Annotated in this window: 11 protein-coding genes and 1 pseudogene; 6 read left to right on the top strand and 6 right to left on the bottom strand. The window is 68.9% G+C overall.

Annotation, left to right across the window (positions count from 1 at the left end; all coding sequences use genetic code 11):
* A pseudogene (locus RMO04_RS14265) lies at positions 1-352 on the top strand (TonB-dependent receptor); the annotation flags it as partial.
* Between the two features lie 100 nt (positions 353-452).
* On the opposite strand, the gene RMO04_RS14260 reads toward RMO04_RS14265, so the two are convergent.
* From RMO04_RS14260 to RMO04_RS14250, 3 genes are all read right to left on the bottom strand, one after another.
* Complete coding sequence (locus tag RMO04_RS14260; RefSeq protein ID WP_309645434.1) at positions 453-2,144, bottom strand: alpha/beta fold hydrolase; 1,692 nt, start codon at positions 2,142-2,144, stop codon at positions 453-455.
* An 8-nt stretch (positions 2,145-2,152) separates the two neighbouring features.
* Positions 2,153-3,148 carry a nitronate monooxygenase family protein gene (locus RMO04_RS14255; RefSeq protein WP_309645433.1) on the bottom strand — a complete coding sequence of 332 codons (996 nt, stop codon included), beginning with the start codon at positions 3,146-3,148 and terminating at the stop codon, positions 2,153-2,155.
* Positions 3,149-3,229: 81 nt separating this feature from the next.
* Entirely contained in the window at positions 3,230-4,192 is a 963-nt protein-coding gene (locus RMO04_RS14250; RefSeq protein WP_309645432.1) for an acetyl-CoA carboxylase carboxyltransferase subunit alpha, read from the bottom strand.
* 235 nt (positions 4,193-4,427) lie between these two features.
* On the opposite strand from RMO04_RS14250, the gene RMO04_RS14245 reads away from it, so the two are divergent.
* Positions 4,428-5,303 carry a glycine zipper family protein gene (locus tag RMO04_RS14245; RefSeq protein ID WP_309645431.1) on the top strand — a complete coding sequence of 292 codons (876 nt, stop codon included), beginning with the start codon at positions 4,428-4,430 and terminating at the stop codon, positions 5,301-5,303.
* A gap of 55 nt (positions 5,304-5,358) precedes the next feature.
* Here RMO04_RS14245 and RMO04_RS14240 read toward each other — a convergent pair whose 3' ends face one another.
* Together RMO04_RS14240 and RMO04_RS14235 are read right to left on the bottom strand one after the other, a co-directional pair.
* Positions 5,359-6,273, bottom strand: a complete 915-nt coding sequence (locus RMO04_RS14240; protein ID WP_309645430.1) for a tyrosine recombinase — start codon at positions 6,271-6,273, stop codon at positions 5,359-5,361.
* Entirely contained in the window at positions 6,270-7,454 is a 1,185-nt protein-coding gene (locus tag RMO04_RS14235; protein ID WP_309645429.1) for a hypothetical protein, read from the bottom strand. Before RMO04_RS14235 ends, RMO04_RS14240 begins: the two co-directional genes overlap by 4 nt.
* A 70-nt stretch (positions 7,455-7,524) precedes the next feature.
* Here RMO04_RS14235 and RMO04_RS14230 point away from each other — a divergent pair, with 70 nt between their 5' ends.
* The 4 genes from RMO04_RS14230 (at position 7,525) to RMO04_RS14215 (ending at position 11,049) form a co-directional block, all read left to right on the top strand.
* The gene (locus RMO04_RS14230; protein ID WP_309645428.1) at positions 7,525-8,073 is read left to right on the top strand and encodes a shikimate kinase; all 549 of its coding nucleotides are present in this window, start codon (positions 7,525-7,527) and stop codon (positions 8,071-8,073) included.
* Complete coding sequence (aroB, locus tag RMO04_RS14225; RefSeq protein ID WP_309645427.1) at positions 8,070-9,182, top strand: 3-dehydroquinate synthase; 1,113 nt, start codon at positions 8,070-8,072, stop codon at positions 9,180-9,182. The genes RMO04_RS14230 and aroB overlap by 4 nt, the downstream gene beginning before the upstream one ends.
* A 2-nt stretch (positions 9,183-9,184) precedes the next feature.
* A complete protein-coding gene (locus RMO04_RS14220) occupies positions 9,185-10,468 on the top strand; it encodes an HlyC/CorC family transporter (protein WP_309645436.1) in 1,284 nt (427 codons plus the stop codon).
* A 203-nt stretch (positions 10,469-10,671) separates the two neighbouring features.
* Positions 10,672-11,049 carry a response regulator gene (locus RMO04_RS14215; RefSeq protein ID WP_309645426.1) on the top strand — a complete coding sequence of 126 codons (378 nt, stop codon included), beginning with the start codon at positions 10,672-10,674 and terminating at the stop codon, positions 11,047-11,049.
* Here RMO04_RS14215 and RMO04_RS14210 read toward each other — a convergent pair whose 3' ends face one another.
* Positions 11,050-11,511, bottom strand: a complete 462-nt coding sequence (locus tag RMO04_RS14210) for a nuclear transport factor 2 family protein (protein WP_309645425.1) — start codon at positions 11,509-11,511, stop codon at positions 11,050-11,052.
* Positions 11,512-11,624 lie beyond the last annotated feature (113 nt).

The following is an 11,624-nucleotide window of genomic DNA, read 5'->3' as shown; positions in this document are numbered from 1 at the left end:
CGCGAACACCATCACCAATGCGACGCCGGAGTGGAAGGCCCAGGGTACGGTCCAGTGGACCTACAACGACCTGCGCCTGACCTGGACGACCCACTACATCGGGTCGATGATCTCGACGACCGCCTTCACCGAGGCGCAACTCAACCCGTACTACACGGGCGACTACTACAACCACGACTTCAAGGTCTCGTATAAGCTGAACGACGAAGTCAGCCTGCGCGGCGGGGTTCTGAACCTCACCAACGAGCACCCGCCCCAACTGCCGGAAACCTTCACCGGCACGGGCACCGGTTCGTCGACCTACGACAACCGTGGCCGCTACTTCTACGTGGGCGCGACCCTGCGTTACTAGGGACCAGCGCCGTCGGTCCCCCGGGATCGGCGGCGACCGTCTTGGAGAGTGGGACGAGCCCGCCGACGCCCAGCGTCGGCGGGCTTTTCCTTGGCGGTGTTCAGTCCCGCGCCAGCCAGCCCAGGACCTCGGGCCAGTGCTTGTGCGCCAGGAAGTGGCCGGTGTGCTGGAATGTCCGCACCTCCGCGGAACGATCCCCCAGCCACGCCGTGACCTGGTCGACGCTGGTCATGGGGTCATCGGCGCCATGCCAGACGCTGATGGGCGCTGTCAGGCCCGCGAGATCGAGCTGGGGACTCTTGGACGCGCAACGGATCTCGTCGGCGATGCCGCGGCTGCTGACCGAAAGCGACTCGCCGATATAGTCGACGATGAAGTCCATCACCTCCGGATGGGTCGCCAGATAGGCGCCGTCGCTGGGCGCGGAGGCCGCGGCGCGGACGAACCGCTCCAACTGTCGCCGGTTCAGTTGCAGGCGCATCAGGGCGAACAGTGTGTCGGCCAGCCAGGCGTTGCGCAGGATCCGCCGGCGGAACAGCACCCCCGGATGACCCGCGTCCCGCTCCGTCTCCATCATCTGGCCCGACGGGCGGGCCGAGGCCAGCAAAAGGCTTTCGACGCCGGCGCCCATCGCCGCCGCCGCCATCAGGGCGAAGGGCGCGCCGGCCATGAAGGCGGCGACGCGCACCGGACCGAGGCCCAGCCCGGCGCTCAACTCGGCCACGTCCTGTCCGACGCCCTGAAAGGTGAAGTTGGGCCGCGGATCGGACCGTCCGGCGCCCGGCCGCTCGGGCGCGATCAGGCGCAAACCGAGATCCCGGGCCAGCACGTCGGACCCACGCGGCAGGATGCTGCAGCCCAGGCCCTGGTGCATCACGATGGCGGGACGACCGGCCGGATCGCCATAGTCGCGCCAAGCCAGCCGCCGACCGTCCGAGAGGCGGAAGAACCGGATCGGCGGGGACGCGCTCAGCGCGCCCCGCTCCGTGGCCGCGATGGCGGTCGTCGGGGCGGCGCCCTGACCGAAGGCGCCCGACAGCGAGCCGAGCTGGGTCAAGGCGCGGACCAGTTCGCTCTGTCGATTCAGGCCCATCTTGTCAAACACGGCGCGGAGCTGGTTGCGCACGGTGTTGACGCTGATCGACAGGTCGTCGGCGGCCTCCTTCAAGGTCAGGCCGTCTTTCAGCTTCGCCGCCAGCCGGGTCTCGGCCGGGGTCAGGCCGAAGCTGTCGCGCATGGTGGCCCAGAGCCGGTCGGTGGTCTCCACGGCTGGAAACAACACGGCGACCGCGCCCTCGTCCAATTCACCCACCGCCGGAAGGTCGGCCGCCAGCGCCGTGGGCAGCGCCCGCGCCGGGATGACATAGGCGAAGTGCGGCGCCTCGTCGTGGGCCTGGGCGAACTTGACAATGACCTGGCGACCCGCGGCTTCGCGCAGACGTTTGCGCGCGGCGTCCAGGGCCTCGTGGTTGGTCGCATTGAAGAACCGCAGGCCGCGCGCCTCGATCAGGCCCAGCCGCTGCTGAAAAACCGCCGCCCCGCCCGCGTTCCAGGCCACGGCGCCGCCGCTGGGCCCGATCAGGATGACGCCGGCCTGCGCCGGGGCCGGCTCGGCGCGCCCACTGGCGAAGCCGGCCAGCCGCGCCGCGCCCTCGGCCTTAGCCGCGCCGTCCAGCGACGCGCCGCCCAAGGCCTCGACGATCTGGTCCCACCGATCGGGTTCGGCCGCGATGGCGTACAGCGCCTCCACGACCAGCGAGATGTTGGCCTTGCTTTGGGAGACCGGCGTCACCCGTCGGGTCAGGCCGGGACGGCTTGGCGCGATCCGGCGAAGCGGGCCAGGCGGCCGTTGATGATCTCCTCGGCCTCGGACACGATCCGGTGGATCAGTTCCTCGCAGGAGGGGATGTCGTGGATCAGGCCCTGGATCTGGCCCGCCGACCAGATGCCGGCGTCGTTGTCGCCGACCTCGTAGACGCTGCGGCCGCGGATTCCGGCCACCAGTTCACGGACGTCCTCGAACTTGGCGCCGGACTTCTCCAGCGCCACGACCTGCTGGCTGATCGCGTTCTTCGCCACGCGACTGGTGTTGTGCATGGTGCGGAAGATCAGGTCGGTGGAGCGCTCGTCGTTGGCGACGATCTGCTCCTTGATGGCCTGGTGGATCGGGCTTTCCTTGGTGGCCATGAACCGGGTGCCCATGTTGATGCCCTCGGCGCCCAGCGCCAGGGCCGCGACCAGGCCGCGCGCGTCGCCGAAGCCACCCGAGGCGATCATCGGGATCTTGATCTTGTCGGCCGCCGCCGGGATCAGGATCAGGCCGGGCACGTCGTCCTCGCCCGGGTGACCGGCGCATTCGAAGCCGTCGATGGAAATGGCGTCCACGCCCATCCGCTCGGCTGACAGGCCGTGGCGGACGCTGGTGCATTTATGGACGACGATGATCCCGTGCTTCTTGAACTCGTCGACATGTTCCTGGGGCTTGTTGCCGGCGGTCTCGACGATCTTGACCCCGCTGTCGATGATCGCCTGGCGATACTCGGCGTAGGGCGGTGGGTTGATGGCCGGCAGGATGGTCAGGTTCACGCCGAACGGCTTGCTGGTCAGGCTGCGGCAGCGCTCGATCTCCTCGCGCAGCTTGTCTGGGGTGGGCTGGGTCAGGGCGGTGATGAAGCCCAGGCCGCCAGCGTTTGAGACGGCGGCCACCAGCTCAGCGCGGCCGACCCACTGCATGCCGCCCTGGACGACCGGGTGCTCAATGCCGACGAGCTCGGTGAACCGGGTCTTCAAGGCCATAACGTCCTCCCAAACAGCTGTTTGGAAGACAATGAACCCGGCGCCGGGGCGTCACGCAAGCCGTTTGCGCAATGATCTTGCTTACTGCAGTCCCGACCGGCCGATGGCGTAGAAGCGGTCGGACCGCTGCTTGCGCAGGGCCTGCACGTCCATGCCGGCCAGCGCCTCCAGTTCCTGCTCCACGGCGTCGCCGACCGCCTTCATGGCGGCCTCCTTGTCGGAGTGTGCGCCGCCGGGCGGTTCGGGGATGATCCGGTCGACGATCTTCATGCCGATCAGGTCCTGGGCGGTGATCTTCATCGCCTTGGCGGCTTCCTCGGCCGTGCGCGCGCCGCGCCACAGGATCGAGTTGGCGCCCTCGGGCGGGATCACCGAATAGATGGCGTGCTCCAGGATCAGCACCCGGTTGCCGCAGGCGATGCCGAGCGCGCCGCCCGATCCGCCCTCGCCGGTGACCACGGCCACCATGGGCACGTTGAGCATCAGGCATTTCTCGGTCGACCGCGCGATCGCCTCGGCGACGCCGCGCTCCTCGGAACCCACGCCAGGATACGCGGCGGGCGTGTCGACGAAGCTGATCACCGGGAGATTGAAGCGTTCAGCCATCTCCATCAGCCGGATGGCCTTGCGGTAGCCCTCGGGTCGCGCATAGCCGAAGTTGTGCTTCACCCGGGTGACGGTGTCGCGGCCCTTCTCGTGGCCCATGACCACCACCGGCTGACCCCGGAACCGGCCCAGACCGCCCATCAGAGCCTGGTCGTCGGCGAACTTCCGGTCCCCGCGCAGCTCGACGAACTCCTCGATCAGCCCCCCCACATAGTCGACGAAGTGCGGCCGCTCGGGATGGCGGGCCACCTGGGTCTTCTGCCAGGCGTCCAGCTTGGAATAGGCTTGCCGGCGCATGTCCTGGGCGCGGGCGCGCAGGGCCTCGATCTCGCCGTCCAGGGCGCCGGAGCCCGTGGTCTCGGACAGTTTCGAGAGCTCCTCGATCTTGGCTTCGAGGTCGGCGATCGGGCGCTCGAACTCGAGGTAGTGCGCGGCCATTCAAGGAATCTTCTGTTTCGCTTCCGTCTGCGGAAGGGGCGGAAATTAGGCGGGAACCTTCAGCCTAACAAGTCCGGCGAGCGGCGTCTGGTTTCATCAGCCCCAACAAGGCCCTGCGGCGACGTGCAACCTCTGCCCTAGCAGGACGTTTGGCACTCGAGGTCGAACCGAACCCATGTCTGGCGGGAGCCTGGCGGGAGGCTCCCCTCCCACAAGAGGACGTCAGGAGTTCACCATGAGATCCATCAGAATCGCGCTGGTCGCGACCGTCGCACTGGCCACCGCCGCGCCGGCCTTCGCCCAACCCCAGCCCACCCAGCAGTATCAACGCGACATGCGCAACTACGAGAATGATCGCGCCGACTACGCCGACCGTCGCGAACAATACGAACAGGCTCGGGCCAGCTACGATCAGCGCCGCGAGGCCTATGACCGCGAGCGCGCCCGCTACGACGCCCGCTACGGCTCCGGCGCCTATGTCCGCGCGTATGGCGCCGCCCCGGCCTGGGACGACTCCTACTGGAATGACCGCTATCGCAGCGTGAGTTGGTCCAGCCGCGAGGACTATGATCGCCAGATGCGCCAGTACGAGAGCGATCGTCGCACCTACGACCGCAACAACGGCCCCGGCGCCTATGAACGCCGCTATGGCCCCGCGCCCGTGTGGAACGCCACCGACTACGGCCGCGACACGTCCTACAACAACCGGCCGAACAACGATCCCTGCCGTGACCGGAACAACAACCGGGCGGTCGCCGGCGGGCTGATCGGCGCCATCGCCGGCGCCGCCCTGGGCTCCAATGTCGCGGCGCGGAACGCGCGAACCGAGGGAGCCGTCCTGGGCGCCCTGGTCGGCGGCGGCATCGGCGCCGCGGTCGGTAACGCCAGCGACAACGCCAAGTGCGACGATACCGGCTACTACTACAGCTACGATCAGACCATTCCGTACCGGGAGAGCCGCTACGAGCGCGGTCGCCGCTCGGGCCAGTACGACTACAGCTACTACAATCGCCAGAAGTGCCGTTTGGCGCCCGCCCCGATCTCGGGTGACGAGTATCGCTACGTCCGGGTGTGTCCGGACCGCGAGGGCCGCTTCCGCATCACCGGCTAAGGCTGGTTGACGGAAAATAGGGCCGTCCGCTCCCGCGGGCGGCCTTTTCGTTGTCTCAGACCTTCTTGGCCAACGGATGGCGCGTGGCCATCACCTCGGCGAGGCGATCACCCGCGACATGGGTGTAGATCTGGGTCGTGGCGATATCGGCGTGGCCTAACAACTTCTGGACCACCCGGAGATCGGCGCCGCCCTCCAGCAGATGGGTCGCGAAGGCGTGGCGCAGGACGTGAGGGCTGACCCGGGCAGGATCGATCCCAGCATCGGCCGCCGCCTCATCCAGCAGTTGGGCGAAGCGTCGGGGCGTCAGCCGGCCGCCCTTGCCCCGCGACGGAAACAGCCACGGATTGGCGGCGTCGCTCTTGGGCAGGAAGCTCTTGCGGACGTCCAGGTAGGCTTTCATCGCCGTCCGCGCCGCCGGGTTCAGCGGCGCCAGCCGCTCCTTGCCGCCCTTGCCCTTGACGATCAGATAGGCCGGATCGCGCGCCAGCACCGACAGTTGCAGGCTGGTGAGCTCGGAAATCCGTAGGCCCGAGGCGTAGGCCAGCTCCACCATGCAGCCGAGCCGCAGGCCCTGGGCGCCGTCGCGGGCGCCGGCGGAGGCGATGATCGCGTCCATCTCCGCACGGCTCAGCACCTTCGGCAGCGGCCGCCCCTTCTTGGGGGCCTCCACCCGGCGCGAGGGATCATCCGCGCGCCAGCCCTCCCCCAGGACGAACCGATAGAACTGGCGCACGGCGGCGCGACGCCGCGACGCCGTGGCTGGCGACAGGCCCCGGTCGCTGAGGGCGGCGAAATAACTTTCGATGTTCTCGGCCGACGCCGCGGCGAGGTCGCTGTCGCGGCCGCGCAGGAAGGCCTGGGCGTCGGCCAGGTCCTTGCCGTAGGCGGTGAGCGTGTTGCGGGCTGAGGCGCGCTCCACCGCCATCATCTCCAGGAAGGCCTCGACCCAGCCCCCGCCGCCGCTCATCGCTGCGCCGCCAGGCCCTCGGCCGCGTAAGCCCGGGCATCCTCCTGCAGACCCACCGTTTTCAGCGCCCGGATGACGCGCACGCGATCGCCGGTGGGCGGACCGGCCACGCCGGAATCCCCGGCGATCCACAGCGCCAGCAGCGCGGTCTCCCCCACCAGCCTGCCGTCGGCCGCCAGCTCCATCGCCAGCATCCGAGAGGGCGAGGCCTTGGTCTCCGCGCCAGAATAGGTCGCCAGCTCGCCCCGTGCGGCGGCGTCGGCCGGCGCGCTTAGGGCCGCGAAGATCAACGCGGCGTTCTGCGCCTTGCCGGGAACCTTGGCCTCGGCGGCGGTCGCTCGGGCGATCAGGCGGTTCAAGGTGGCGGCGTCCGGTTGGCCGGCGCGCGCCAGGCTGACGGCGTCGGCCAGGGTCGCATCGTCCAGGGTCGGCGTCGCCTGGCCGCGATCCAGCGCCGCGGCGACCGCGGGTGAGGCCTTGGCCTGGGCCAGGTCCAACGAGAGGTCCCGCGACAGGGCGTAATCCAGGCCGTTGCGCAAGGAGGCGGGGCCAGGATCGCCGCCGCCCGCCAGCTTCACACCCATCAGGCGGCCGAACACGGGGTCACGGACCTGGGTCTGGGCGAGATCGTAGGTAAGCTGGGCCGCGCCCGTCTCGCCAGCCCGGGCCTGGCAGTAGGCGCGCAGCCGCAGCCAGTAGATGTCGTCGCGTCCCGTGGCCAGTTGCGCGGCGACGGCGCAGGCGCGATCGGGGGCGTCGGCCAGCAGGGCGGCCTCGGCCGCAGCGCGGGCCAGTTCGGGCGAACGATCCAGCCCCGAGGATCGGTCGAGAATGGCGCTGGCCTCGCTCACCGCGCCCAGGGCCAGCAGCGCGCTGACCCGCGCGCCGGCCAGGGCCGGGTCGCGGCCGACACCTTCGGGACCCGTCGCTCCGGTGGCCAAGACCCGGGCGGCCAGGCCGCGCCCTGCCGGTGACAGCGGCTTGGTCGCCAGCATGAGGATCACGGCGCGGGCCGTGGCGGGCGCGGTTCCGCGCCAGAGGTCGGGCCCAAGCCCGGTGTCACGGCCGGCGGTGGAGAAGTAGTCCGGCGCGGCCAGAGGCGTGACGGCGACCTCCTGCGCCATCGCCGCGCCGGAGAGCATGAAGGCGCCGAACGCCATGCAGAAGAACCGTCCAGCCATCACCACCTCAACCTAACTCAACGCCTGAAGTTGGCGCGAGGGGCCCTGCTCGTGTAGACCTTCGCCGTTCATGGACCGTTACACACCGCTGCGCGCCCGGACTATCGCCCTCGTGGGCCTCATGGGCGTTGGAAAATCGAGCGTGGGCCGCAGGCTCGCCAATGCGCTGGAATTGCCGTTCCGCGACGCCGACGCGGAGGTCGAGGCCGCGGCCGGCCGGTCCATCCCCGACATCTTCGCCGATCTGGGCGAGGCCGCGTTCCGCGAGGGCGAGCGGCGGGTGATCGCCCGGCTGCTGGAGGATCCGCCCCATGTCCTGGCGACCGGCGGCGGCGCCTTCATGAACCCCGAGACCCGAGCCCTGATCCGGTCGAACTCCATCTCGGTCTGGCTGAAGGCCGACCTGGAGGTCTTGGCGAGGCGGGTGTCGCGCAAGGACAATCGGCCGCTGATCGCCGGCCGCGATCCGCTGGCCGTGCTCCGCGCACAGGCGGAGGAACGCTACCCGGTCTATGGCGAGGCCGATGTGATCGTGGAGACTGGCGACGCCGCCCATCACGTGACCGTCGACCAGGTGATCCAGGCGATGACCGCCCATCTTCAGGACCATCCCCGATGACGACAACCGTCCGCGTGGGCCTGGACGACCGCGCCTACGACGTGGTCATCGGCCCTGGCCTGCTTGGCGAGGCCGGTGGGCGCCTGCGACCCCTGCTGAAACGGCCCCGCACCGCCATCGTCAGCGACGAAACTGTCTGGGCCCTGCACGGCGCGCGGCTGATGGCGTCGCTGGAGGCCGCGGGCGTCGCCTGTCACCCGGTCGTCGTGCCGCCCGGCGAGCCCTCCAAGAGCTGGGAGGGCCTGGCCGATGTCAGCGACCGCCTGCTGGCCCTGGAACTCGACCGGGGCGACGTGGTCACCGCCTTCGGCGGCGGCGTTGTGGGCGACCTCGCCGGCTTCGCCGCGGCCATCTACAAGCGCGGGATCGACTTCGTGCAGATCCCCACGACGCTGTTGGCCCAGGTCGACTCCTCGGTGGGCGGCAAGACCGCCATCGACACCGCGCGCGGCAAGAATCTGATCGGCGCGTTTCATCAGCCGCTGCTGGTGCTGGCCGACCTGGACGTTCTGGGCACCCTCTCGGAACGCGAGATGCGCGCCGGCTACGCCGAGGTGATCAAGTACGGCCTGCTGGGCGACTTCGCCTTCTTCGAATGGCTGGAGGCGAACGGCGCGGCGGTCTTGGCGCGAGAGCCCAAAGCCCTGAGCCACGCCGTGGCTCGCTCGGTGGAGATGAAGGCCGAGATCGTCGCCGAAGACGAGAAGGAGGCCGGGCGCCGCGCCCTGCTCAATCTGGGCCACACCTTCGGCCACGCCCTGGAGGCCGAGACCGGCTATGGCGAGGCCCTGCTGCACGGCGAGGCCGTGGCGGCCGGTTCGGCGATCGCCTTCCGATTCTCCGCGACCCAGGGCCTTTGCTCGGCGCAGGACGCCCAGCGCGCCGAGGCCGCCATCGCCGCCGCCGGCCTGCCCACCCGGCTCGAGGGCGTCTCTAGCACCCCCTTCGTCGCCGAACGCCTGATCCGTCACATGGGCCAGGACAAGAAGGCCGAGGGCGGCAAGCTGACCTTCATCCTGGCCCGATCCCTGGGCGACACCTTCGTCGCCAAGGATGTCGCGGTCCAGGCCGTGCATGATTTCCTCATTTCTGAAGGAGCTGTGGCGTGACGATCCTCGCGATCCTCGCGGGCTTGGCTCCCATCCTCGTCATCCTGCTGAGCCTCTCAGGGCTGATCTCGGCGGCCGAGACCTCGATGACCGCCGCAAGCCGCGGCCGGATGCACCAGCTCGAGCGCGAAGGCGACCGTGCCGCGCGGCGGGTCAACCTGATGATGGCTGATCAGGAGAAGATGATCGGCGCGATCTTGTTGTCCAACAACGTGATCAACATCGGCGCCTCGGCCCTGACCACGCTGGCGCTGTCGACCGCCTTCCCCGGACCGGTGGGCGCCCTCATGGCCACGGGCGTCATGACGGTGCTGATCGTGATCTTCAGCGAGATCCTGCCGAAGACCCTGGCCATCGCCCGGGCGGACGACGTGGCCCGCGCGCTCTCGATCCCGACCTATTGGGTGGTGAAGATTTTCGGCCCCCTGGCCAACCGCGCCCAGTGGGTGGTTCGCCAGACCCTGCGCCCCTTCGGCATCAAGCTCTCGATGGAGACCGACGTGCTGGCCGCCCACGAGGAAATCCGCGGCGCGGTGGAGTACCACCACTCGGAAGGCCTGGTCGAAAGCCGCGATCGGCACATGCTGGGCGGCGTGTTGGACCTGTCGGAGATGGACGTCACCCAGGTGATGGTCCACCGCAAGTCGATCTCGATGATCGACGCCGCCCTGCCCGCCAAGGAGCTGATCGCCGCCATGCTGGAGAGCGGGCACAGCCGCGTGCCGCTCTATCGCGACGAGCCCGAGAACATCATCGGCATCCTGCATGCCAAGGACCTGCTAACCGCCCTGGCCGGCGCCGACGGGTCCATGGCCAAGCTGAATATACCCGCCATCGTCCGCGAGGCCTGGTTCATCCCAGAGACCACCAGCCTCAAGGACCAGCTCAACGCCTTCCTGAAGCGCCAAAGCCACTTCGCCCTGGTGGTGGACGAATATGGCTCGCTGGAAGGCCTGGTGACCCTCGAGGACATCCTCGAGGAAATCGTCGGCGAGATCGAGGACGAGCACGACAGCGCCCTCGAGGGCGTGCGCGCGCAGCCGGACGGTTCGGTGATGGTCGACGGCTGGGTGGCGATCCGCGACCTGAACCGGGCCCTGGACTGGAGCCTGCCCGATGACGACGCGGTGACTGTCGCGGGCCTGGTCATCCACGAGGCCCAGACCATCCCCAAGGTCGGCCAGACGTGGACGTTCCATGGCCACCGCTTCCAGGTGGTGAAACGCGAACGCAACCAGATCACCGCACTGCGAATCTCGCCGCCGCAGGATGTGGTCGAGCTATGATCGTCGGGAAGCAGACAGACACACCGTGGCTGTAGGGACCAGATTGTCGCAGTGGATCGCGAGGACTTGCGATTCTGGTCCGGCGGACGATGCTGGGGGTGTCGACCGCCGGACAACCTCGCGCCAAGTCCAAAACTTGACTATGATCTGCAAGGCGCAGTTCTTGTGGTGACACCGGGCGGTCGCCGGGGCTTGGAGCGAGAATGAGCGATATTCCTGATCTGACGGGCCTTCGCGTCCTCGTCGTCGAAGACGAGATGATGGTCTCGATGCTGATCGAGGACATGTTGCAGGACCTCGGCTGCAAGGTTGTCGGCCCGGCCTCGCGTCTCGACGAGGCGATCGCCTTGGCCAACACCGCCGAGATCGATTGCGCCGTTCTGGACGTCAATCTGGGCGGCCAGCCGATCTTTCCGCTGGCCGACATCCTGCGGGCGAAGGGCGCTCCCTTCGCCTTCGCCACCGGCTATGGCGACGCCGGCCTGCGAGACGTCGACAAGGGCTCCATGGTCCTGCAGAAGCCGTTCCGCGAGGGCGATCTGGCCCGGATTCTCGGCGAACTCCGCGCCAAGGTCGTCTAGCTAGTTCGGCAGAGGCAGCGATGCCTGGGCGAAGGCGTAGCGCCAACCCTTGGGCGTACGCACATAGGTGTCGCTGAACCAGAGGCGACGATCGATAGCGCCCTTCTCACCGACGCCCTTGACCCACAGGCGCGCGGTCACCACCGCGGTGTCGCCCCAGACCCGCACGGTCTGGGTGCCGGGGTCCTCATCCTGTTGCTCGTAGATGATGGACTTGGCCCGCGCCCCCGCCATCAGCATCTCACGCGACACGACCCGGCCATCGCCCAGCACCAGGACGAAGTCGTCGTGCAGGATCTGGTCGATCGCCTCGGCGTCATTACGTTTCGTCGCCGCCTGGAATTCCAGGTCCAGCGCGGCCACGATCTGGCGGTCCTGCTCGGCGTCCGCCACGGCTGGGGCGGGCGCAGCGGCGATCGCGGTGACGGCGGCGAGCGTCAAGCCCAAGAGTTTCGAGTCCATGGCGATCCTTCCGGCGTTTTCTCAAGACCTGCCTAGCCGAAGCCGGATCGCTCGGCTGTCAGGAAACTCAGATCGGACCGACCTGAACTTTTCGATAGCGCGCCGCCGCCATG

The organism is Phenylobacterium sp., from assembly GCF_031412415.1.
In the GTDB taxonomy this organism is placed as follows: Bacteria; Pseudomonadota; Alphaproteobacteria; order Caulobacterales; family Caulobacteraceae; genus Phenylobacterium.
Note: the sequence above shows the minus strand (reverse complement) of the source record. Positions and strands in the feature narration are given on the sequence as shown.